A 22,450-nucleotide genomic window follows, 5' to 3' on the forward strand; every position below is an offset into this window, starting at 1 on the left:
ACACCCATTCCGGCCCAAACCAAGCCCGAGCGATAAACGGCTAAGTTATGAGCTTTGCCCGGTTTTCGCCGGGCTTTCTTGCTGTCTCCCGTCGAGATAGCGCAGTGCCACCCGAGTCGACTGTTCAGCAGCGTGGCGCAATACCGGGTCAACATCTTGATACATCGCATCGATAAGCGTCTGCAGGTCGACGTCATCTCCGCGCTCAGCGCGAATTTCCCGAATCTGTTCCAGACGGTATTGCCGACGCTCCAGGTATTTCTCGGCCCATTCCGCAACGTTATCTTGGTCTGGTCCATGCCCCGGCAGCAAAGCCACTCCCTGGCCGCGTTCTTGCAGCATCCGCAACGTCGTCAAGTATTGGCCAAGGTCACCATCGGTCTCGGAAATCATGGTGGTGTGACGTCCGGCGATCGTATCTCCGGTGATAATGCCCTCAAGTTGGGATTCATGCGGGGTGGAAGACCACACAAAAAAGCACACACAATCCGAGGTATGCCCTGGTGTGTGCACTACTTCTACCTGTGGGGTGACCCCTTCGATCGAAATGACTTCGCCATCCTGCAAAGCTGTGCCATCCACGCAGTAGCCAGGATCAAAAGCCCTTACTGGCGCGTTGGTTAACTGCCGGAATCGTTCGGCGCTATCTGCGTGATCATGATGACGATGGGTCAGTAGGGTCAGCCCCACCTCGCGGGCTTGCCCACGAACGACATTGAGATGGCCTTCATCTTCCGGGCCGGGATCTACGACGATCGCACGATCATCCTCCCCTGCCCGAATGATCCAAGTATTTGTGCCTTCCAGTGCCGCATAGCTGGGGTTGGCACACAGGACCACTCCCACTGATGGAGTCACGGGGCGAAGCTGACTATAAGCAGGATGCTTCATGCTTTATACCGTACTAGAACTCCGCAGTTCGACGACCATTTCTACTTCGACCGGCGCGTTTTTCGGCAGCACCGCTACCCCGACAGCAGAACGGACATGTACGCCTTCATCGCCAAAAATCTCGCCAACCAGCTCGGAAGCACCATTGACGACACCCGGCTGCTCGTAAAAGCCCGGAGCGCTCGCAACAAAACCAACGAGTTTGGAGATGCTGGCGACATTGTCCAGACCAACTTCGGCATCCACTGCGGCCAAAGCATTCAATGCGCAGGTGCGCGCAGCCGAATAAGCTTCTTCTGCTGAGACCTCATCGCCAACCAGCCCGGTTATCGGCAGCTGGCCGTCGACAAGCGGCAATTGGCCAGACGTCCACACCTGGTTGCCCACTCGCTTCGCTGGCACATAAGCCGCCAGTGGCTTAGCCACCTCCGGCAACGTAATGCCGAGTTCTGCCAAGCGATCTTTGATGTTGGCAGCCATGCTTAGACCAACTCGCGTTTGAAGTAGGCAACCAGGTTTTCCGGGTTCGGGCCAGGGATGATGGTTACCAGCTCCCAGCCGTCTTCACCCCAGGTATTGAGGATCTGCTGGGTAGCGTGGACAAGGACAGGTGCGGTTGCGTATTCCCATTTCTTCATGGGCTTAATTCTACCGTCTGCTCCGTGCCGACGACTAGAGCTCAGCGCCGAGAGCTCAGCACCAACGCGCCACAGCTGCATAGTTGGTCCTAAATCTCGCCACCATTAGAAAGGTAGCTGGCCCAATCCGTCACGTGCGGGTTCTTACGCAAGATAGCCCGACGCTGGCGCTCGGTGAGCCCACCCCAGACACCAAATTCCACCTCATTATCCAGCGCGTCTGCGCAGCATTCGATGACCACCGGGCAGTGTCGGCAGATCATGGCGGCTTTGCGTTGCTCTGCTCCACGCACAAATAATGCGTCCGGGTCGCCGTTGCGACACTTGGCCTGAGCTACCCATTCACCACGCTCCACAGTTGCCGCAGAGATCTTTGCCGTTTTCCGGCCGTAGGCTCCGCGGTAGCTCGAGTTGCGTTGGGGGTTGCCAGGCGTGGCAGGCATGAAGTGACTCCTCAAGGTTGACAGCGAGGGTGTAGTTTCCGCTGAGATGTTCCGGATAGTTTAGGGCGCAACACAGTTCTTGTCGAATGTGTCACACTTCCAGGGGGAGTGAGTGCTTTTGCCACACACCTTTACTGCGTAAAGTATCTATCGTGTCTTATTCCAAATCGATGATCACCATAATGCTGGCAACACTCGGTGTGTCCGCGGTTATCGCCGCGGCCATCGCGCCGGTTGTCGGCATTACCGGGGCAAGTGCAGCGCGCGCGGAGCAGGCGATGGAATCTGACCTCACTGATATTCAAGAAGGTGGCGCACCAGGTGTGTCCACAATGTATGACAGTGAGGGCAATGTGTTGGCGAATTTCTTCAGCCAGCGTCGTCATGAGGTTCCGCCGGAGGAAATCTCGCAGGCAATGAAAGACGCCATCGTCGCGATCGAGGACAACCGCTTCTATGAGCACGAGGGCGTTGATTTCCAGGGCTACCTGCGCGCCTTAGCCACCAATATTGCCGCTGGCGGTGTGCAGCAGGGTGCGTCGACGATTCACCAGCAATACGCCAAGAACTGGGCTTTGCTTGTCGACGCCGACACCGACGAAGAGCGCCAAGAAGCCATTGAACAAACGATTGCGCGTAAGCTGCGCGAGATCCGCGTTGCTGCCGATTTGGATGACCGTCTGAGCAAAGAAGACATCCTGGCTGGCTATTTGAACCTGGTGCCCTTTGGTAACCACGCCTACGGTATTGAGGCTGCCGCGCGCACGTATTTCGGTATCTCGGCGGCAGAACTGTCCGTTCCGCAGGCGGCGATGCTCGCTGGAATGGTGCAGTCTTCGGAATACCTGAACCCGTATACCAACCCGGATGGTGCCACCGATCGGCGCAACACCGTGCTGCAGGCCATGGTCGATCACGGATATTTGGAGCAGGCAGCTGCCGACGGCTTTAAAACTGAACCACTTGGTGTGATGGAATCTCCCGACACCCTGTCCAATGGCTGCATCGGTGCGGGTGATGCCGGTTTCTTCTGTGACTTTGCCTTGCGATACTTGGAAGACCGCGGCATCAGCACCGAAGAGCTACTGGCCGGGAAATACGACATCCACACCACCCTGGATCCGGGCGTGCAATACGAAGCACGCCGCGCGGTCTCAACCTACACTGACCCGCATGCCGACGGCGTCGCCGAGGTCATGAACGTACTAGAACCAAGCCCGGATTCGCGCCGCATCCTGGCGATGACGTCGTCACGCAATTACGGCTTAGACCAAGAAGCGGGCGAAACCATTCTGCCGCAGCCGTATTCACTAGTCGGCCACGGCGCTGGTTCCGTCTTTAAGGTCTTTGCCGCTGCCGCAGCAATTGAAGACGGCATGGGCATTGAGCAATACATGAGCGTGCCGCGCCGCTACGAAGCCGAAGGCTTAGGCCATGGCGGTGCACCGAACTGCCCGGCCAACCGCTACTGTGTGGAAAACTTCGGTGAATTTGCCGAGTCGATGACGCTGCGGGACGCCTTAGCTCATTCCCCGAACACGCCATTTGTCCAGCTCATGGAACGCGTGGGAGTTCCAGCGGTGGTGGACCTGTCGGTTGATTTGGGGCTGCGCAGCTACGCCGAAGAAGGCACCCATGATGGTGAACGTTCCATCGCGCAATTCCAAAAAGATGCCAACTTGGGCTCCTACGTGCTCGGTTCCACCCCAGTTAATGCGCTGGAATTGTCCAACGTCGGCGCCTCCCTGGCCTCGGGCGGTAACTGGTGCGAACCCAACCCGATTGATGCGATCTATGACCGCAATGGCCAAGAGGTGTACCTGGAACGGACACCATGCGAAAACGTCATGGACTCCAACGCCGCAACCGCATTGTCGCAAGCAATGACCGAGGATGAAATCTCCGGTACCGCGGCCAACGCGCGCGCTGCCGAAGGCTTCCCGGGCACCATGGCCGCAAAAACTGGTACCACCAATGAAAACTTCTCGGCTGCCTTCTTGGCATTCAACTCCGGCATCGCGGCCGCTCCGTATATCTTCAACGACAGCACCACCACGATGTCGCTGTGCACCAGCCCAGTGCGCCAGTGCGGAAACGGCAATCTGTTTGGCGGTACCGAACCAGCGCGCTCGTTCTATAACATGGCGAATAATTTGCCACCGGCATTAAACGGCGGCGTTAGCGCTAATTTTGACCCGGCTTTTAACCAAGGGCTCGACGCCGCCAAGCTCGACGAAGTGCGTGGATTGCGTGAATCTGATGCACGGAATCGTTTGGCCGAGTCCGGTTTAGAAGTGCGTACGGAACGAGTCGCCGGCAACGGCATGCCCGCTGGCCGTGTGGTCAGCGCGGATTTCACCGGGCCCGCAAATAGCGTGGTTGTTCTGCGCATCTCCGACGGTTCCACCCGCCGCGCGCCGTCGGCAAGCGAACAATCCGGCACGAATAGCACCGGTGGCGGAGCACCCGGCGGCAACCAGGCGCCACCAGCACCCGGCATCGATATTGAACAGGAACTAGAAAACGCCGCCGAGGAATTGCGAAACTTGTTTAACTTCTAGCCCTGCAAGCGAGCTTTCACTGCCTCCGAGATGCGCTTACCATCTGCGCGTCCGGAGGCTTTCGCGTTCGCGGCCTTCATCACCTGGCCCATGTGCTTCATGGACAGCTCCTCCCCCGCATCGGCGGCAACCTCGGAGATGACGCCGTCGACAAGCTCGCCTAATTCGTCGTCGCTGAGCTGACGTGGCTGATAGTTTTCGAACACTGCCACCTCGGCTTCCTCGGCCTCAGCAAGCTCGTCGCGGCCATTGTCGCGGTAGATCCCGGCGGATTCACGGCGCTTTTTGATCTCACGGGCAATGACCTTCAGCACGTCATCATCGGTGAGCTCCGTGCGGGTGCCGGTGGAGGTTTCTTCCGCCTGGATAGCAGCCAACAACATGCGCAATGCGGACGTCGTTGGTTTATCCTTCGCCTTCATGGCCGTGGTCAGGTCCTGACGGATGCGCTCTTTCAGCGACCCCTGCGGGTCACGAGCCTGTGCAGTGTTTTCAGCAGTGTTGTTAGCGGTGTTGTTAGTCATAGGCTCAAACATACTCGCCTTGTCGGGCTTGGCAATGAGCTCGCCACCCGAGTCTGACTAGACTAGGGGGAGTGACTATTACGTGGAAAACTGCACTGACCACCACTACCGCTGCCGCCATTGGGGTCGGCGCTGGAACGCTGGCCTGGGCGGTCTCAGAGCTCAACCGCTTCGAGCTCAAAGAGCACACGCTGCCACTACTACCTAAAGGCACACTGGGCAAAAAACGCAGCGCCCATGGGAAGCCCGAATTCCGGATTCTGCACGTCTCAGATCTACACATGATTCCCGGTCAATCCACGAAGATCGCCTGGGTGCGCGATCTAGCCCGGCTGCAGCCGGACTTGGTGGTCAACACCGGCGATAACCTTTCCGACGAGCACGCGGTTCCCGATGTTCTCCGCGCCTTGGATCCGCTTCTCAACACCCCGGGGTTGTTCGTGTGGGGCACGAATGATTACTGGGCCCCGCAGCCGGTCAACCCATTCCGGTATCTGACGGGTAAAAAGCGCACGCCTTCGTATGTGGATTTGCCGTGGCGCGATATGCGTGCGGCGTTTATTGAGCGCGGCTGGCTTGATGCGAATCAGCGACGTCACGAGTTCCGGGTCGGCAATGTACGTTTGGCGGTCGCCGGCGTGGATGATCCGCACCATGATTTCGATGACTACGACGAGATCGCCGGCGCGCCCAACCCGGATGCGGATCTGGCGCTGGCTCTGTTGCATGCCCCAGAGCCGCGGGTGTTGCAGCGGTTTGCTGCCGACGGCTACCAGCTGTCGCTGTCTGGGCATACGCACGGCGGGCAGGTGTGTTTGCCAGGGTCCAAGGCGCTGGTGACCAACTGCGGGATTGATCGCGATCGTGTACAGGGGTTGCATGACTTCGATGGCATGGCGATGCATGTGTCTAACGGCTTGGGCACCTCGAAGTATGCTCCGGTGCGATTGTTCTGCCGACCATCAGCAACACTATTACGCATTACCGAAAAAGACACGTAACGCTTGTCGACGTTTCCCTTGCGTACGCTGCGGTTTCTTAGCCTTTTGTAGCCCGATTTGTGTTCTTTATGCGCGCTATAATAAGATATCCAAGTCGCAGAAATTAATACTTCATCGCGATGGCGGGGCGTAGCGCAGCTTGGTAGCGCATCTGCTTTGGGAGCAGAGGGTCGCAGGTTCAAATCCTGTCGCCCCGACAACAAGAAGACCCGGGAAGATTTTTCTTCCCGGGTTTTCGCTATGCGCGGGTGCCACCCAACGCAAACGCCGGGTTAAGGGTTAAACAGGGTTAAACACCAACGGCCGCACCCAGCCCCCTGTTGAGGCAGGATGCGGCCGCGCGTGCATCTGGTGACCTAGTTGCTTTCGGTCTAGGCCCTTAAGGCGCGCACTTCCCGTGTTTCACTAGGAGGGATGAAATCGGTGGTTTAGCTCTGCATACCACTTAAGGTTTTTAGCAGATCCATAATTTTGCTGAAGAAGCCACCCAACAACGATGGACCGGTGAACAAGCTTGCCAGCGCCTTCATGATGGAGTCGAAGATACCTCCGACGCTTGACGACGGTGCTTCACCCTGCTCACCCTTTGGCCCCTGCGGTCCTGGCTTGCCATCTTTTCCATCTTTACCTGGCTTGCCATCCATCCCATCCTTACCGTCTTTCGGCAATGGGATTTCTACGGTGCTGCCATCGGAGAATTTAACGATGACTTTGCCGTCCTTGCTCTCTTGACCAACGATGGTCAGTGGCTTGGCATCTTTGCCATCTTGCCCCTTTGCACCGTCTTTTCCGGCAGCTCCGTCCTGGCCTGCAGCACCATCCTTACCCTTCGGAATGACGATCTTTTGACCGTTGGTGAACTCGACGACGATATTGCCTTGTGCATCGTCGTACTGCTTTTTGATTTTCAGGTCTTCACCTGGAGGGCCTGCCGGACCACGCTGTCCAGGTTCACCCTGCGGGCCCCGCTTACCAGGTTGACCCTGTGGGCCTGGCTTACCCTCACTGCCCGGAGGGCCTGCCGGGCCTGCAGGTCCGCGATCACCTTGTGGGCCGGTTTCTCCATCTTTACCCGGGGTACCCGGAGGGCCTGCTGGACCAGCTGGACCACGATTACCCTGCGGCCCAATTGGGCCACGTGGCCCTTGAACTCCGCGTTTTTCGTCTTCGGTGCAATTCTCCTTACGAATCGGCGCTACCTCGCCATAAATCGTAATGTCGCCTGACAACGCAGCTTTAACCCCATCAGGAACGTCGCTAGCAAAGATTAGCTTAGTAACGCGCGCTCCAAACTGAGTCGTGTAACTATCCAGCACCTGTTGCTTTTCAGCGTATTCGTTACCCAGAATTCCTGTAGCAACTGTTCTTCCTACACCATCTACCAGCGCAGAGACTGTTACCCTTTTCCCTGAACCAATAGTCACAGTTGGTCGGGCAATGGTCGTCCCTGCAACAGTGATTCGGCCTTCCCCAACTACAGCACCCCCAATAAGGATATCGTTTGCATCTAACGTGACTGACGCATCATCAAGGGCACCACGAAAGTTGGCTGCAACAGGTCGCTGGTTGTCATCAACGCCAATTTTAGGATCTTTTGTGTCAAACTTATCTCCTGCCGCTGGGTTAATTTCCCAAGAGATGCCAGTTGATTTAACTCTAAAATCTTCGACTGGGCACAGTTGCGTTGCTGAATTAGCTGGTTCTTGCTCCTGTGCATGAGCAGTATTGATTGGGGTCAGCAGCCCCAGGCTCAGTGCGAAAACTGCGCATGCAGTTACGCCAACTGACTTCTTTCTAGCCACGATGTGGTCTCCGGGTTTCTCTTCAAAAGCCGAGTGCAACACCACTTCTGTGGGTACACGAACTCTATTTTTCTTCTGCGAAATAGAGTCGGGAATAACTAAACACTGAATCAATTCAGAAAACAATAAAATTGATAATGACATCCATTACATAAATGCAATTTTTCGCATCTTATACAGCTCGCGAAAAGCTTTCCCAGTGTATCGCTTTATTGAAATTCTCAACCAACCCCGATGTATCCAATATCACTATCCAGGACTAGACTATCCCCATGGATACCGCAGGCTCACTAGAACCACTAACTTTTTACGACGCCGCCAAATGGGTTCACCAACGCCGCGGCAAACTATCTGGCGCTGCTGAAACTGAAACCTGGTGGCTTTTTGCCCCAGCGACCCCAGAAGCCGGCAAAGGGCCCATCATGGTCAACCGCAAAACTAATGAGCTCGAACAGCTCGGATCACTGCCCAAGGAGTGGAAGCCGCGGCTGGAAGCATTCAAAAAAGAAGGGCCCACCCCACTCTCCATTCCGGAAGAGTTTTACGGTGAGCCGGAAGAAATCTCGCTATAGTCCCGCTGTAGCACTGTGCCCGAAGTGGCGCACCTGGTCTGCGGTGCAAAAATAACCTTCACACGCACAGGCCCTAAGTGCTACATCTCGTACTTAAACCACTAATTCATATGACGCCGATTCAGCAGCGGCGCCGCAACAACCCCAACCATCGCGCTGACGGCCAAAGCCACGAGCGCAATCCACAGCCCCAGACTATCGCCGTCATTGGAAATTGTGCTCAACGCGGTGGTGGACCAATGCAGCGGCAATAATCCAGCCAGCGCAGACCATGCTTGTGAAATCTCTGCACTCGCAGCAGCCTGCCAAACCCAGCCAACCACGCCGACCTGCGCAATGCCCGCAACAGCGGCTATCACTATTCCCACACGCATCCCAGCAATCCGCATCAAGGCCCAGGTGAACCCGGCAGCAACCCACGCACTTAACGCCGAAACGCCTGCAGCGATCGCGACTGTCGCCACGCTGAGTCCATCACCCAGCAGACCAACCAATACCGCGCCGCTGGCAGCGGCCAATACACCACCGCCTAGCTGCACTGCCCAAGCAGCTGCAAAGAACTGGCTCATCACAGCCATGACAACACCTGCCAGCATCACCAGTGCGGCCACCAACATGGCCACCACTGGTGGCAACACTCCGTGTGCTGCTTGTTCCTCAGCACCTTCCTCGCCACGCGGGCCTGCCGGGATTGCACGGCTTACCGCATCAGATTTTTGTTTGTTGCTCTGCGCCATCGTCTCCAAGCGCTCCGCGCCGCTATCGAATTCACCAAGACCGGCGGTGGCCTCGTCGACGCGCGCACGAAGTTCTTGCAGCCCAGCCGACAAGTTCTTAGAGCCATTAGTTAGCTCGTAAACTCCGTCGTGGAAACCATAACCAGGAACGTTCAGCTGATTCGCCAGATCACGTGAGCCTTTTTTCATCGCCAGGAGGTCATCAGCTACCTCGGTTTGGAAATTAAAATTCTCCACCTGCCGGCGCAGGCTTTCTAAATCGGAAATTGCTTGTTTCGCCTCAGGCGCATCAACACCGCGCAGTTCTGTAATTGCTCGGTCAGCAGCCTCCACAAGTTGGCCTTGCACTGCACCAAAACCAACGACTTGATCCACCGCCTGGCCGACGCCATTGGCCAGCTCGCTGGCGCCGTTGCCTAGTTGTCCAGTACCTGCTTGCAACTCGACCAACCCCTGGCGCAGACGGTCAGCTCCATCCGCAGCCTCGCCTACGGCCCCGGCTAATTCCTGTGTATCTCCCCCGACGCCTTCGAGCTCACCAATCAGCTCATCGATCGCATTTTGCAAGATTCCAGCCTGCGACGACGCTTGTCCAGCGGCACGACGTGCATCAACCAACTTGCTGGTATCCACACCCGGATTCTCTACCGCAGGTGCTCCCGTTGGTTCTTCAGCCGACGACCAACTATCTGCTGGACCCAGCGAAGCAATAGCAGCAATCACCGCGCCCACCGCCAACGGCAAGACCACCGCCAACAGCGCCACAAGCCCCCGCATACGCGACCCGCGTGCAGGTGGTTCCCCAAACCTACTATTACATGCTGCCGCTGCCGCAGCATGTGCTGAAGGGAATTGGTTGTGCGCCGTGGACGAAGAATCGTTCATACCCGGGCACTTTAGTTCCGAAACAGCTTCCCGTGCGGCAGCTACCCCGGCGAGTCACATAAACAACAACAATCACATGCAGGCACACGCCCCGAGCCCTTATTCCTGGTTCATCTGCCCACTAGCCAGCTGATTCCACCTGCCATCCGGCATGCGAAAAGGGGCCGCAACGAATAAGCGTTGCGACCCCTCAGCGGTTTCGCGGGCTAGCTAGCAGACGTATGACCTCCGTCCGCAGCCGAGCCTGCGAAGTTGGAGAAGATTAGTTCTTGTACTTCTCAGCGAACTTCTTGCGTACAGCTGCGCCCAAGTCCTCGTGGACGTTGTCCCAGTACTCGTAGACACGCTGCTCGACGCCTTCGGAAACACCAGCCATGGCGTTGGTGATGTTGTGCGCCAGACGGTCCTTCTCTTCGTCATTCATGACTTCTTCGTACAGCTTGCGTGGCTGGGTGAAGTCATCATCCTGCTCGTGCTTGACGTATGCCGCACGAACCAAGTCGGTGCCGTGTGGGTCTGGGTTGACGTAGTAGTCAGAAGCCTGACCGTAGCTGGTGTGGTTCGACGACGAAGTCTCGCCATCATCCAGGTAGCCAGCGCCCTTGTCGAAGCGGTTCGGCGTGTAGACCGGCTGATCTGGGCCGTTGAAGTTGTACTGCATCGAACCCTCGTGATTATAGGTGTTCACAGGGTTGATTGGCTGGTTGATCGGCAAATGACGGTAGTTGGTGCCGATGCGGTAACGGTGCTGGTCAGCGTAAGCGAATGCGCGAGCCTGCAGCATGCGGTCTGGTGACAGGCCGGTACCCGGAACGATGTTGGATGGATCCAGAGCGATCTGCTCGATCTGCGCAAAGTTGTTGCGTGGGTTGCGGTTCAGCTCGAAGTAGCCCACCTTCTGCAGTGGGTAGTCCTCGGTGTACCACACCTTGGTCAGATCGAATGGGTTGAACTTGTAGTTCTCAGCCTCGTCGAAAGGCATGATCTGAACGTAGACGTCCCAGCGTGGGTAGTCGCCATTTTCGATCGCCTTGAACAGATCCTCACGGTGGTAGTCAGCGTTTTGACCTGCCATCTCGGCAGCTTCTTCGTCAGTGAAGCACTCCCAACCCTGTTGGGTCTTGAAGTGGTACTTCACCCAGAAAGCCTCGCCCTTGTCGTTCACCCACTGGAAGGTGTGGGAACCGAAGCCGTCCTGGTGACGGGAAGTCTTCGGGGTACCGCGATCACCCATCAGGTAAGTGACCTGGTGTGCGGACTCAGGGGTACGAGTCCAGAAATCCCACTGCATGTCAGCGTCGCGCAGGCCGGAAGCACCGGTGCGCTTCTGGGAGTGAATGAAATCTGGGAACTTGATGCCGTCGCGCAGGAAGAACGTCGGGGTGTTGTTACCGACGATGTCGAAGTTGCCTTCCTGAGTCCAAAAACGCAGTGCGAATCCGTGGACGTCACGCCAGGTGTCAGGGGAGCCCTGCTCACCAGCAACGGTGGAGAAACGAATACCCATTGGGGTGACCTTGTTCGGCTGGAACAGGTCAGCCTTGGTGTATGCAGACACGTCTTCGGTGACATGGAATTCACCGAATGCGCCGTGGCCCTTGGCGTGTGGGTTGCGTTCTGGAACGCGCTCACGGTTGAAGGACTGCAGCTTTTCGATCAGCTGCAAATCATTCAAAACGTTGGGACCCTGTGGGCCGGCGGTGATGGAAATGTTTTCCGAGGCGATTGGCTGGCCACCCTGGCGAGTGGTGGTGCCTGGGGCGTCCTCCCGCTGGCCCTGATCCAGCTTGTCATCAATGTTCTTAGTCATGGAATGCTCACTCCTGTTAGCAATTGATTAGACACTCTTATGGGGATGAGGTCAATTGATAGTCTACTTGCATACATAAGAGTGCGCAATCACACTGGCAGACCCCAAATCTCTACTCAGGAATAAATATCGGCGCTGGTAACCTCATCTAAGTGAACGCCCAACCTTCGCCTGCGAGCCGCGACGCCCGCACCACGCAGCTGGCATTACAAGCCGGCCGTGGTGATCGCGCAGCGTTGAGCGCGTTCATCAAAGAAACTCATGACGACGTCTGGCGTTTTCTAGCCCACCTGGCCGGCCCCGAGCTTGCCGACGACCTCACCCAAGACACTTATGTGCGCGTCATGGGCGCACTCCCCCGCTTCGCAGGGCGCTCAACCGCGCGCACGTGGTTGCTCTCACTCGCCCGCCGAGTCTGGATCGATAACATCCGCCACGAGCGTGCCCGTCCCCGGAAATCACACTCTGAATTAGAAGATCTAGAGCCCACCCACGAAGATTCCTCCACCTGGAGCGACTGGATCGATACCCGCCAGATGATCGCATCGCTACCCGATGAGCGTCGTGAAGCGTTGGTGCTTACCCAAGTGTTGGGCTATTCCTACGAAGAAGCCGCAGCAATCGCGGGCGTTCGCATTGGCACGATTCGCTCACGCGTGGCGCGGGCACGGAAAGATATTCTCGCAGAATACGACAATTAATCACAGAAACTGTTATATTCCGTTGAACGTTCATAGTTTTTCGGATGCGCGTTCACAGCGCGCTCACAGATTCGGAGTTGTTGTCTTCATGCTCAAACGATCGTTAGCCATCTCGATGGCCTTCGTCGGAACCCTGGCCGGCGCCGGTTTCGCATCCGGGCAGGAGGCCATGACCTATTTCGTGGCCTTCGGAAACTGGGGAATTGTCGGAGCATTGCTCGGCTCCGTCGTCATGATCATCTGTGGTATCGCCATTTTGCAGCTCGGCAGCTACTACCAAGCCCGCGAGCACACTGCCGTGATTGACCGCATCACCAACAGCCCGATCATCGCGAAAATTTTGGACTGGGGCACCATCGCGACGCTATTTTCCATCGGTTTCGTGATGTTCGCCGGTGGTGGCTCCAACCTCACAGAAGCCTGGGGCTGGCCGACGTGGATCGGCGCGACCTTGATGTTGATCATGACCATCCTGGTGGGATTGCTGGATGTCGAAAAAACCACCGCGGTCATCGGTGTCATCACACCATTTTTGATCATCATGGTGCTGGGTACCGCGATCTACACGGTAATCACGGTAGACCCGAACTGGGATAATATTCAGCAAGCTTCCACCGAAGTACACACCACTCTGCCAAACTGGTGGATTTCTGCGATCAACAACATTGCCTTCCAGGTGATCGTCGCCGTGTCCATGGCCATTGTGATCGGCGGTAGCTTCATGGACACCCGCGAGGCAGGTATCGGCGGTGCCATCGGCGGCGCGGTCTTCCTCTCGTTGCTGCTGTTGCTGGTCATGAGCATGTACTTCACAGTCGAGACCACCAAAGATGCAGATATGCCGATGCTAGCGCTGATGATCAGCCTGCACCCAGCATTGGGCCACATCATGACGGTCGTGCTCTACGGCATGGTCTTCAACACCGCCATCGGTATGTTCTATGCGTTGGCGAAACGGCTGACACGCAACTCACCAGAAAAATTCTTCCGCGTCTACGTCGCGGCCTGTTTGATCGGTTTCGTGCTGTCCTTCGTTGGCTTCCGCCAGCTGGTCAGCTACGTCTACCCAGTGCTGGGCTATATCGGCATGCTGTTGATCGTCGTACTGATCTGGGCCTGGGTGCGCAATTTCCGCACCATGCGCACCGAAGGCCAGCGTCGTCGCCGCGGCCGCGAACTCATGTCCCGCAAGGTTGACCCGCGCGTGCGCTTCAGCAAAAAGAACGACCGCGAGCTGACAACCCTGGCAGCCCAGTCCAACATGGGTTCCGAGGAATTCTTGCACAGCATCAAAGAAGAAATCGACGACGAGCTAGAAAACGATCCCGACGTTGACTACGACCGCGATATGCCTGCTGGCAGCGTGGTCTACGTGGAACACACCAAGCCGGAATAAACACTTACCCGGAATAAAGACTAATCCGGAGCAAGCACGAAGCAGGAATACACACGAAAGCAGGCACCCACCGGAAAACCGAGTGGGTGCCTGCTTTTAGGTTGTCGTAAGCAATAGCACGAGCCTCAGCCACAGCCGTCGGCCGCGGCCGTGTCAACCGCTAACGCTCTAGCAGCAGCTCAGCGATTTGAATCGTGTTCAGTGCTGCGCCTTTACGCAGGTTATCGCCAGAGACCACCAGCACCAGGCCATTGTTTCCATCCAGCGATTGATCCTGGCGGATGCGTCCTACCAAGCAATCATCAATGCCGGTCGCGGCCAGCGGAGTCGGCACATCGACGACCTTCACTCCCGGAGCCTGCTCCAGTACTTCCACAGCCTTGTCCGGAGTGATGTCGCGGGCAAATTCCGCATGCACCGTCATGGTGTGCCCGCTGAAAACCGGCACACGCACGCAGGTTCCGGAAACGCGCAAATCCGGCAGACCAAGGATCCGGCGCGACTCATTGCGCAGCTTTTGTTCCTCATCGGTTTCCAAAGAACCGTCGTCGACAAGATTTCCAGCCATCGGCAACGCGTTATAAGCAATCGGAGCCACGTACGGGGCGGTGTCCAAACCATTGAGTTTGCTGCCGTCGTACGTTAGATCAACTGCGTGCTCTCCTGCCTCATAAATCTGGGCCGCCAGCGCCTGCACGCCAGCCAAACCAGAACCAGAAACCGCCTGGTAAGAAGAAACATTCAACCGCTTCAGCTCAGCAACGTCGTGCAACGCCTTGATCACCGGCATCGCGGCCATCGTGGTGCAATTCGGGTTCGCAATAATGCCCTTCGGCACCTCTTTCACGGCCTCCGGGTTGACCTCAGAAACCACCAACGGCACCTCTGGGTCCTTCCGGAACGCCGAGGAGTTATCCACCACGATCGCGCCAGCTTCTGCAAACACCGGCGACCATTCCTTCGAGGTGGCGCCACCGGCGGAAAACAGTGCGATATCAACGTCAGAGACGGACTCGACGGTCACCTTCGACAAATCTTCCACGGTGATCCGCTCGCCGCGATAATCCAGCTCCGTGCCAGCCGAACGCGCAGACGCGAAAAAACGCACCTTATCTGCGGGGAACTCGCGTTCCTCCAGAATTTGGCGCATCACCTGGCCTACCTGTCCAGTGGCACCGACGACGGCGAGTGTGGTCATAGTTGAGGTCTCCTCCCAGAGCAGTTGTGGTGGCGGTTAGCGTCCGGTTCCAGCATAGACGGTGACATCTTCGTCACCGCCGAGATCAAAACGATCATGCAGCGCACGGGTGGCTTTTTCCAGATCCGATTCGCGCAGCAGGACGGAAATTCGGATCTCAGAGGTCGAAATCAGTTCCATGTTCACACCAGCATCGCGCAATGCCTCGGTGAAATCAGCCGTCACGCCTGGGTGCGATTTCATTCCGGCACCAACCAGGGACACCTTGCCCACCTGATCGTCGTAAAGCACCTGCGACCAGTTACCTTCACGGCTCAGCTTCGACAAGATCTCCACCGCCCGTGGGCCGTCTTCACGCGGGCAGGTAAAGGTGATGTCAGTGATGCCATCTTCCACGGTGGAGATATTCTGCAGCACCATATCGATATTGATCTCGGCATCCGCGATGGCACGGAACACTTTGGCAGCCTCGCCCGGCTTATCTGGAATACCCAGCACGGTCACCTTGGCTTCGGACTTATCGGTGGCAACACCAGTCAGTACTGCATCTTCCATTGGGATATCCTCCATTGAACCGGACACCAAAGTGCCGGGGTCGTTGCTATAAGACGAACGTACACGCAGTGCGACGTTGTGCGCGCGGGCATATTCGACGCTGCGCAGCACCAAGATCTTGGAGCCGACGGCAGCCATTTCCAGCATCTCTTCGAATGACAGCTGTTCCAGCTTGCGGGCATTCGGCACAATGCGCGGATCAGCCGTATACACACCGTCGACGTCGGAATAAATCTCGCACACATCCGCGTTCAAAGCCGCCGCCAAGGCCACAGCAGTAGTATCCGAACCGCCGCGCCCAAGCGTGGTGACATCACGAGTGTCCTTGTTGACGCCCTGGAAACCAGCGACGATGCAGATCTTGCCTTCGTCCAGCGATTCCTGCAGACGCTCCGGGGTGACGTTAAGAATACGGGCATTGCCGTGCCGCTCGGTTGTCAGCACACCAGCCTGGGAACCAGTAAATGATTGCGCCTTCGCCCCTAACGAATCCACGGCCATCGCCACCAGAGCATTCGAAATTCGCTCACCGGCAGTCAACAACATATCGAGTTCGCGCTGTGGAGGAACTGGGTTCACCGACGCCGCAAGGTCTAGCAGCTCGTCGGTAGTATCACCCATCGCCGAACACACCACGACGACGTCATTGCCAGCCTTTTTCGTGGCAACAATACGGTCTGCTACCGCCCGGATCCGCTCCGCGCTTTCTAGGGATGAACCCCCGTATTTCTGCACAACTAGTGCCATGAGGCCAGCTGCCCTTCCTGATCGTTCGTTTCTGCTGTCTTTGCGGCTCAAAAACGCAGGTTAATGCTTATTCATATCATAGTATGTGCCCTGCGTCCCAGACTTATATGCATCCCGAAATATCCGGCGACTTTCGCACACACAACAAATTTTGTGTAGTCTGTACCACATGATTTCCGGGGCACGCTTTCTTCTCCTTAGCAGCCGCGGCGGGTTTTAGAGCCAACAACGACAGTTTGGTCGGCACCCCGTCGCGGTTATTCGCGTAGCTGTTGCACCTCGCCCCGGGCACGCACATATGCCGGCCGAACAGAGCTCCTGTGAAAACCAGGCACCGCTCAATCCGAACTCTGCTCAATCCGAACTCCGCTGTAACCAAAAGGAATCACCATGTCCCCTAACGACGCTTTCATCTCTGCACCCCGCCAGGTACGCAAGCCCAACGGCCCACGTAATGAGAACCAACCGGCGTGGAACAAGCAAAAAGGCTCGTCTATGCCGGTGGATCGCTACTTGTCTTTCGCCCAAGAAGTCGAAGACATCCAGCTGCCGGACCGCACATGGCCGGATAAAAAGATCACCGTCGCCCCGCAGTGGTGCGCGGTGGACCTGCGCGACGGAAACCAAGCTTTGATTGATCCAATGAGCCCAGAGCGCAAGCGTCGCATGTTCGAACTGCTGGTGAACATGGGTTACAAGGAAATCGAGGTGGGTTTCCCTTCCGCATCCCAAACTGATTTCGACTTTGTCCGCGAGATCATTGAGCAGGATTTAATTCCTGACGACGTCACCATCCAGGTGTTGGTGCAGGCTCGTGAGCACCTGATCCGGCGGACCTTTGAGGCCTGTGAGGGCGCGAAAAACGTCATCGTGCACTTTTATAACTCCACGTCGAAGTTGCAGCGCCGCGTCGTCTTCCGGAAAGACCGCCCGGCAATCAAGGCGCTGGCAACCGAGGCCGCAGAGCTGATCAAAACCATCGCGCAGGATTACCCAGACACCAACTGGCGCTGGGAATACTCCCCGGAATCCTTCACCGGTACCGAGCTGGATTTTGCCAAGGAAGTCTGCGATGCGGTCGCGGAAATCATGGCGCCGACGCCCGAAAACCCGCTGATCATCAACCTGCCGTCGACAGTCGAGATGATCACCCCTAATGTTTATGCCGATTCCATCGAGTGGATGCACCGCAACTTAGACAACCGCGAGTCGCTGATCATCTCGCTGCACCCGCATAATGACCGCGGCGAAGGCGTCGCAGCTGCTGAGCTGGGCTACCTGGCCGGGGCCGACCGCATCGAAGGTTGCTTGTTCGGCAATGGTGAACGCACCGGCAACGTGGATTTGGTGACCTTGGGCCTGAACATGCTGACCCAGGGCGTGGACCCACAGATCGATTTCTCCGATATTGCGCAGATCCGTCGCACCGTCGAATACTGCAACCAGCTGCGCGTGCACGAGCGCTCCCCATACGGTGGCGACCTGGTCTTTACCGCGTTTTCCGGTTCCCACCAGGACGCCATCAACAAGGGGTTGGATGCGATGGCTGCCAACGTGCATCCCCAAGCCAGCAGCTCCGACGTGGCATGGGAAGAGTTGCGCGAGACCACCTGGGAAGTTCCGTATCTGCCGATCGACCCGAAGGACATCGGCCGCGATTACGAAGCCGTCATCCGCGTGAATTCGCAATCCGGCAAGGGTGGCGTCGCCTACATCATGAAAACCGACCACGGCATCGCCATGCCGCGCGCCATGCAAGTCGATTTCTCCCGCGTTGTGCAGACCGTCACTGATGCTGAGGGCGGCGAAGTCGATTCGAAAGCCATGTGGGATATCTTCGCCAACGAGTACCTGGAGACACACTCCCCGGTAGAACAGGTTTCTGTCACCGTGAACAACGCGGAAACCGAAGACAAAGACGCCAGCGTTACTGCCAAGGTCATCCACGGAGGCACCGAGCGCACCATCGAAGGCTCCGGTAACGGACCAATCGCCGCCTATGCCGATGCGCTGGGTAACTTGGGCTTGGACATCGAGGTATTGGAATACTCCCAGCACGCCCGCACCGCCGGTGATGATGCCGAAGCCGCATGTTATATCTTGGCGACGATCAACGGCTCCAGCGTCTGGGGCGTGGGTATTGCAGGCTCGACGACGTACGCCTCACTGAAGGCACTGGTTTCGGCTGCCAACCGCGCGCATTCCAGCCTGTAGTACGTAGCCGCTACAGGACGCAGCCCCAATAGGACAGCTCCCAGTAGGACGAGACCTGCAAGACTTAGGCTAGGCCTCTGTGGAGTGCACTAGACTGCTGTACTAATGACCTCGCATACCGATACCGACGACACCGGCAACACCGACAACAACGTCACGAATACCCAGGACTCCTCGGGTGAGCTGCATCCTAAAGAGCAGGCTCGCCGCGAGGCAGTTGCCGCCTATCCTTTTTTGGCGCTCACAGTGCAGACTTCCGGTATTCATCCATCGACTGCTCGCCTGGTGGCAGTCGATGCCGTGACTTTTAACGACGATGGCGAGACCGGAGAGGCTTTTCACGCCGTACTCAACCCGGGCGAAGACCCTGGCCCCCGGCATTATCACGGGCTTTCCCGCGAAGAAGTGAACAACGGCCAGCGCTTTGCCAAGATCCTGAAGCCACTCGACCGGCTTATCGACGACCGCACGCTGATCGTCCACGATCTGCCGTTAACCTGGGGTTTTCTGGTTTCCGAGGCCAAGCGCGCGATGAGTGCTGCTGCACGTGCCAACCGGCGGCGCTCCCGCAAGGGCAACCGCAAGCGCCAGCGCGTCGGGCATGTTCCGCAGCCTGCCACAATCGTCGACACGCTGGCCACTGCGCGTCGGCAAGAAGTTCCGTTCACGGATATTCGACCTGCCGGCGTGGCTCGCGCGATGGGTTTGTCAGCGATTAGTCCGGTGGCATCAGCTGTGCGTGCTGGGCGCAGCCAAGAAGAAACCACCCGCGAAACCACGCATTTATTGTGGGATATTTTTCAGCATCAGCACGAAGCCGCACAGAAGTCATCGGGCGCTGACCATGAGCTGATCGCTAGCTACCACCCGGATGATCTGCGGGCGGATCGCTGTGGTTTGCAACGCAGCCACATACGCGTGGAATCCGCCGAAGCCGAGCTGACCTTAGCCAACCCTGGAAAATACGTGCCGGGCCGGTCTTTGGTCGAGGGCATGGAGGTCGTGGTTGCTGATGAGATCGGTTATAGTCCCGATACCATCGTCACCGCGTTGACTGAGGCCGGGTTGGTGTATCGCGAGCATCTGCACCGCGGGGTATCGGTAGTAGTGTGCAATAAGACCACTGACCTGCGGGGCAAGGCTATGCACGCGGTGCGCAAAGGCATTCCGCTGCTCGGGGATACCGCTTTTTTGGATGCGCTCACCCGCGTGAAGCCACACCCGGATCCTGATGCGCCAGTGGAACAATCCACGCACCCGCGGGCGGTACCTAGCCAGCCTGCGGGGAAGGCATCCGGCAAACAACAATCCGGGAAGCAACAATCCGGCAAAGCGTCCGTGAAACAGCACCCCAAGCAGGCAGAAAAACAGAATGAAAATCAAACAGGAAAGCAGCCACGGAAAAAATCCCGTTCCCATAGGCGGCGCCGCAGCTCTTCGCGCAAAGGAACACCGAATCCTGCGAGTGGCTCAAACCACACATCCCACTAGTAACCACGCCTTTTTACTATCCTAGATGCCTATGACTAAGTCTTCTGCGTCGTCATCACCGTCATCGCCGGTGTCCATCGTGTCCCGTGCCCGCACGCGGGTGGCCACAACCGTCGCTCGCTTGGCGACGGTAGCCTCGCGCGCAACCGGCCGGGGAGCGGGTGGCATGATCGGCGGTTTGCTCGCGGACAAGATCGACCCGAACGTCATGCACAATCTTGCCGACGATCGCCCGGCTGTGCTGGTCACCGGCACGAACGGAAAGTCCACCACCACCCGCATGCTGGCGAATGCGCTGCGCAGTGAGTATTCCGTCGCCACGAATGAGGGCGGCGACAACATGGATGCCGGAATCATCTCTGCACTGTTGACGGGCCGTCATGCTGAAGTCCTCGCCCTGGAGGTGGACGAACTGCACGTGCCGCAGGTTGCGGACAAGATCAATCCGCAGGCGCTGGTGCTGCTGAACCTGTCACGCGATCAGCTGGACCGCGTCGGGGAGATCAACAAGATTGAGCGCACTTTGCGCGGCGCCATTACGGCGCACCCGGACATGACTGTCATCGCGAACTGCGACGACGTGCTGATCACCTCGGTGGCTTATGACGCCCCGAACGTGGTGTGGGTAGCCGCTGGCGGCGGCTGGCTCGGTGAATCCACCACCTGCCCGCGCACGGGTGGCGCGATTGTGCGCGACGGCGAGCATTGGTACGCAGCGAAAAAGCTTGCCGACGGCTCCACCTTCGAACGCCCCACCCCAGATTGGACGATCACGGACGAGGGCATTACGCGCAGCTCGTCGCTGGACGACGCCGCGCACCCGATGAACCTGGCCCTGCCGGGCCGGGCCAATCGGGGCAACGCTACCCAGGCCATCGCCGCGGCAGTCGAGGCCTTCGGCGTCGGCTTCGAACAGGCTGTGTCCGCCACCGAGCAGGTGGATGATGTCGCCGGGCGTTATTCCACGATCACCCGCGGCGAGCATGAAATTCGCTTGTTGCTGGCAAAAAACCCGGCTGGCTGGCAAGAGGCGTTGTCCATGGTGGATCGCAGCGCCGAAGGTTTGGTGATCGCGGTGAACGGGCAAGTCGCCGACGGGGAGGATTTGTCCTGGCTGTGGGATGTCACGTTTGAGGATTTCGCCGAGCAGTCCGTAAAGGCTTCCGGTGAGCGTGGCACAGACCTGGCGGTGCGTTTGGTTTATGCCGATATCAGCCACGAGTTAATCGCTGATCCGGTGAAAGCCATCGATGCGTGCCCAGCCGGGCGTATTGAGGTGTTGGCGAATTACACTGCCTTCCGGGATTTGAAGAAGGCTTTAGAGCGCGGTGATTCTTCTGCATCCCAGGCAGCGCAGGTACAGAATTCCGCGCCGAAAAATTCCACCGCCCGTTCCGAGGAAGCTTAGGAGATAGCAGCGAATATGGCACACGATAAGCACAACGCTGCGGCCAACCATAACGCAGCTGAGCGCACTGCCGAAGCCAGCGAGTCAGCGAAAAAGGCAGAGCTGAATATTGGTCTGGTGCTGCCGGACGTGTTGGGCACCTACGGCGACGACGGCAATGCGCTGGTGCTGCGTCAACGCGCCCGCATGCGGGGGATTTCGGCGCAGATTCACCCGATCAAGCTCGGCGAGCCAGTGCCAAGCCAGCTCGACGCCTATACCGTGGGCGGTGGCGAAGATAGCGCGCAGATCCTGGCAGTAGAGCATTTGCTTGCCGACGGCGGCCTGCACAAAGCTGCCCGCGCTGGTGCGCCAGTTTTCGCTATTTGCGCTGGTTTTCAGCTGGTCGGCGAGACTTTCCGCGCTGCGGGCCGGGAAGTCGAGGGGCTGGGCTTAATTGACGCCCGGACCGTCACATTGCAAAAGCGTGCGATTGGTGAGGTCGCTTCGCAACCAACGCAAGCCGGTGTCACCAGTAGCCTGACTTCCCCGCTGACTGGTTTCGAAAACCACATGGGCGCCAGTGTGCTCGGCCCGGATGCCCACCCTTTGGGTGCTATCACCACTGGTATTGGTAACTGCGATGCCGATGCTGCCCGTGCTGGCGCAGCCGACGATGTTGCTGCGCAAACTCGAGCCGAAGGCGCGGTGCAAGGATCGGTCATCGCAACCTACATGCACGGCCCTGCCCTGGCGCGCAATCCGCAGTTGGCGGATCTGGTGTTGTCCATGGCATTGGGGTGCACGTTGGATGAGCTGGAACCGTTGGAGATCCCGGCCATCGAGCAGCTGCGCACCGAACGCCTGCGCTAAGCGCACGCCGCAAAATTATAGCCG

At 57.8% G+C, this 22,450-nt stretch carries 19 protein-coding genes and 1 tRNA gene; 10 read left to right on the forward strand and 10 right to left on the reverse strand.

Annotated elements, in window-relative coordinates; all coding sequences use genetic code 11:
* Positions 1-45: 45 nt before the first annotated feature.
* The 4 genes from ACP8MI_RS09825 to ACP8MI_RS09840 form a co-directional block, all read right to left on the reverse strand.
* Positions 46-891, reverse strand: coding sequence for an MBL fold metallo-hydrolase (locus ACP8MI_RS09825; protein WP_126844334.1), 846 nt, complete (start codon positions 889-891; stop codon positions 46-48).
* 3 nt (positions 892-894) lie between these two features.
* The gene (locus ACP8MI_RS09830; RefSeq protein ID WP_126844336.1) at positions 895-1,371 is read right to left on the reverse strand and encodes a RidA family protein; all 477 of its coding nucleotides are present in this window, start codon (positions 1,369-1,371) and stop codon (positions 895-897) included.
* 2 nt (positions 1,372-1,373) lie between these two features.
* A complete protein-coding gene (sp36, locus tag ACP8MI_RS09835; RefSeq protein ID WP_018121090.1) occupies positions 1,374-1,529 on the reverse strand; it encodes a Sp36 family protein in 156 nt (51 codons plus the stop codon).
* Between the two features lie 89 nt (positions 1,530-1,618).
* A complete protein-coding gene (locus tag ACP8MI_RS09840; protein ID WP_375544302.1) occupies positions 1,619-1,987 on the reverse strand; it encodes a WhiB family transcriptional regulator in 369 nt (122 codons plus the stop codon).
* A 137-nt stretch (positions 1,988-2,124) separates the two neighbouring features.
* Here ACP8MI_RS09840 and ACP8MI_RS09845 point away from each other — a divergent pair, with 137 nt between their 5' ends.
* Complete coding sequence (locus ACP8MI_RS09845; protein ID WP_018121088.1) at positions 2,125-4,533, forward strand: transglycosylase domain-containing protein; 2,409 nt, start codon at positions 2,125-2,127, stop codon at positions 4,531-4,533.
* On the opposite strand, the gene ACP8MI_RS09850 is transcribed toward ACP8MI_RS09845, so the two are convergent.
* Positions 4,530-5,057 carry a GatB/YqeY domain-containing protein gene (locus ACP8MI_RS09850; RefSeq protein ID WP_259816438.1) on the reverse strand — a complete coding sequence of 176 codons (528 nt, stop codon included), beginning with the start codon at positions 5,055-5,057 and terminating at the stop codon, positions 4,530-4,532. The genes ACP8MI_RS09845 and ACP8MI_RS09850 overlap by 4 nt on opposite strands.
* A gap of 77 nt (positions 5,058-5,134) precedes the next feature.
* Here ACP8MI_RS09850 and ACP8MI_RS09855 point away from each other — a divergent pair, with 77 nt between their 5' ends.
* Positions 5,135-6,058, forward strand: a complete 924-nt coding sequence (locus ACP8MI_RS09855; protein ID WP_375544303.1) for a metallophosphoesterase — start codon at positions 5,135-5,137, stop codon at positions 6,056-6,058.
* 123 nt (positions 6,059-6,181) lie between these two features.
* A tRNA-Pro gene (locus tag ACP8MI_RS09860) sits at positions 6,182-6,255 on the forward strand.
* A gap of 231 nt (positions 6,256-6,486) precedes the next feature.
* Here ACP8MI_RS09860 and ACP8MI_RS09865 read toward each other — a convergent pair.
* A complete protein-coding gene (locus tag ACP8MI_RS09865; RefSeq protein WP_284589897.1) occupies positions 6,487-8,004 on the reverse strand; it encodes a collagen-like domain-containing protein in 1,518 nt (505 codons plus the stop codon).
* Positions 8,005-8,132: 128 nt separating this feature from the next.
* Here ACP8MI_RS09865 and ACP8MI_RS09870 point away from each other — a divergent pair, with 128 nt between their 5' ends.
* Positions 8,133-8,432 carry a peptidase M23 gene (locus ACP8MI_RS09870; protein ID WP_284589896.1) on the forward strand — a complete coding sequence of 100 codons (300 nt, stop codon included), beginning with the start codon at positions 8,133-8,135 and terminating at the stop codon, positions 8,430-8,432.
* 101 nt (positions 8,433-8,533) lie between these two features.
* Here the strand turns inward: ACP8MI_RS09870 and ACP8MI_RS09875 are convergent, their stop codons facing one another.
* Both ACP8MI_RS09875 and ACP8MI_RS09880 read right to left on the reverse strand, forming a co-directional pair.
* Complete coding sequence (locus ACP8MI_RS09875; RefSeq protein WP_284589895.1) at positions 8,534-10,054, reverse strand: hypothetical protein; 1,521 nt, start codon at positions 10,052-10,054, stop codon at positions 8,534-8,536.
* A gap of 262 nt (positions 10,055-10,316) precedes the next feature.
* Positions 10,317-11,864, reverse strand: a complete 1,548-nt coding sequence (locus ACP8MI_RS09880) for a catalase (RefSeq protein WP_018121082.1) — start codon at positions 11,862-11,864, stop codon at positions 10,317-10,319.
* A gap of 152 nt (positions 11,865-12,016) precedes the next feature.
* Between ACP8MI_RS09880 and ACP8MI_RS09885 the strand changes: the two genes are divergently transcribed.
* Entirely contained in the window at positions 12,017-12,565 is a 549-nt protein-coding gene (locus ACP8MI_RS09885; RefSeq protein WP_018121081.1) for an RNA polymerase sigma factor, read from the forward strand.
* Positions 12,566-12,653: 88 nt separating this feature from the next.
* Positions 12,654-13,961 carry a YkvI family membrane protein gene (locus ACP8MI_RS09890; protein ID WP_018121080.1) on the forward strand — a complete coding sequence of 436 codons (1,308 nt, stop codon included), beginning with the start codon at positions 12,654-12,656 and terminating at the stop codon, positions 13,959-13,961.
* Between the two features lie 160 nt (positions 13,962-14,121).
* On the opposite strand, the gene ACP8MI_RS09895 is transcribed toward ACP8MI_RS09890, so the two are convergent.
* Together ACP8MI_RS09895 and ACP8MI_RS09900 are read right to left on the reverse strand one after the other, a co-directional pair.
* Positions 14,122-15,159 (reverse strand): aspartate-semialdehyde dehydrogenase, encoded by a 1,038-nt coding sequence (locus tag ACP8MI_RS09895; RefSeq protein ID WP_018121079.1) that lies wholly within the window; start codon positions 15,157-15,159, stop codon positions 14,122-14,124.
* Positions 15,160-15,195: 36 nt separating this feature from the next.
* On the reverse strand, positions 15,196-16,461 hold the full coding sequence (locus ACP8MI_RS09900; RefSeq protein WP_284572080.1) for an aspartate kinase: 1,266 nt from the start codon (positions 16,459-16,461) through the stop codon (positions 15,196-15,198).
* Between the two features lie 390 nt (positions 16,462-16,851).
* Between ACP8MI_RS09900 and leuA the strand changes: the two genes are divergently transcribed.
* The 4 genes from leuA (at position 16,852) to ACP8MI_RS09920 (ending at position 22,426) form a co-directional block, all read left to right on the forward strand.
* Entirely contained in the window at positions 16,852-18,675 is a 1,824-nt protein-coding gene (gene leuA / locus ACP8MI_RS09905) for a 2-isopropylmalate synthase (protein WP_201810185.1), read from the forward strand.
* 105 nt (positions 18,676-18,780) lie between these two features.
* Positions 18,781-20,166 carry a DNA polymerase III subunit epsilon gene (locus tag ACP8MI_RS09910; protein ID WP_284589894.1) on the forward strand — a complete coding sequence of 462 codons (1,386 nt, stop codon included), beginning with the start codon at positions 18,781-18,783 and terminating at the stop codon, positions 20,164-20,166.
* A gap of 31 nt (positions 20,167-20,197) precedes the next feature.
* Positions 20,198-21,574 carry a Mur ligase family protein gene (locus ACP8MI_RS09915; RefSeq protein WP_284589893.1) on the forward strand — a complete coding sequence of 459 codons (1,377 nt, stop codon included), beginning with the start codon at positions 20,198-20,200 and terminating at the stop codon, positions 21,572-21,574.
* 15 nt (positions 21,575-21,589) lie between these two features.
* The gene (locus ACP8MI_RS09920; RefSeq protein ID WP_018121072.1) at positions 21,590-22,426 is read left to right on the forward strand and encodes a type 1 glutamine amidotransferase; all 837 of its coding nucleotides are present in this window, start codon (positions 21,590-21,592) and stop codon (positions 22,424-22,426) included.
* Positions 22,427-22,450: the final 24 nt, after the last annotated feature.

Source organism: Corynebacterium sp. LaCa_70, assembly GCF_058182015.1.

Excerpts from the sequence above, each read along its gene's own strand:
- ACP8MI_RS09825 (WP_126844334.1), bottom strand. The coding sequence starts at position 891 with ATGAAGCATCCTGCTTATAGTCAGCTTCGCCCCGTGACTCCATCAGTG.
- ACP8MI_RS09830 (WP_126844336.1), bottom strand. The coding sequence starts at position 1,371 with ATGGCTGCCAACATCAAAGATCGCTTGGCAGAACTCGGCATTACGTTG.
- sp36 (WP_018121090.1), bottom strand. The coding sequence starts at position 1,529 with ATGAAGAAATGGGAATACGCAACCGCACCTGTCCTTGTCCACGCTACC.
- ACP8MI_RS09850 (WP_259816438.1), bottom strand. The coding sequence starts at position 5,057 with ATGACTAACAACACCGCTAACAACACTGCTGAAAACACTGCACAGGCT.
- ACP8MI_RS09865 (WP_284589897.1), bottom strand. The coding sequence starts at position 8,004 with ATGTCATTATCAATTTTATTGTTTTCTGAATTGATTCAGTGTTTAGTT.
- ACP8MI_RS09870 (WP_284589896.1), top strand. The coding sequence starts at position 8,133 with ATGGATACCGCAGGCTCACTAGAACCACTAACTTTTTACGACGCCGCC.
- ACP8MI_RS09875 (WP_284589895.1), bottom strand. The coding sequence starts at position 10,054 with ATGAACGATTCTTCGTCCACGGCGCACAACCAATTCCCTTCAGCACAT.
- ACP8MI_RS09880 (WP_018121082.1), bottom strand. The coding sequence starts at position 11,864 with ATGACTAAGAACATTGATGACAAGCTGGATCAGGGCCAGCGGGAGGAC.
- ACP8MI_RS09890 (WP_018121080.1), top strand. The coding sequence starts at position 12,654 with ATGCTCAAACGATCGTTAGCCATCTCGATGGCCTTCGTCGGAACCCTG.
- ACP8MI_RS09895 (WP_018121079.1), bottom strand. The coding sequence starts at position 15,159 with ATGACCACACTCGCCGTCGTCGGTGCCACTGGACAGGTAGGCCAGGTG.
- ACP8MI_RS09900 (WP_284572080.1), bottom strand. The coding sequence starts at position 16,461 with ATGGCACTAGTTGTGCAGAAATACGGGGGTTCATCCCTAGAAAGCGCG.
- leuA (WP_201810185.1), top strand. The coding sequence starts at position 16,852 with ATGTCCCCTAACGACGCTTTCATCTCTGCACCCCGCCAGGTACGCAAG.
- ACP8MI_RS09910 (WP_284589894.1), top strand. The coding sequence starts at position 18,781 with ATGACCTCGCATACCGATACCGACGACACCGGCAACACCGACAACAAC.
- ACP8MI_RS09915 (WP_284589893.1), top strand. The coding sequence starts at position 20,198 with ATGACTAAGTCTTCTGCGTCGTCATCACCGTCATCGCCGGTGTCCATC.
- ACP8MI_RS09920 (WP_018121072.1), top strand. The coding sequence starts at position 21,590 with ATGGCACACGATAAGCACAACGCTGCGGCCAACCATAACGCAGCTGAG.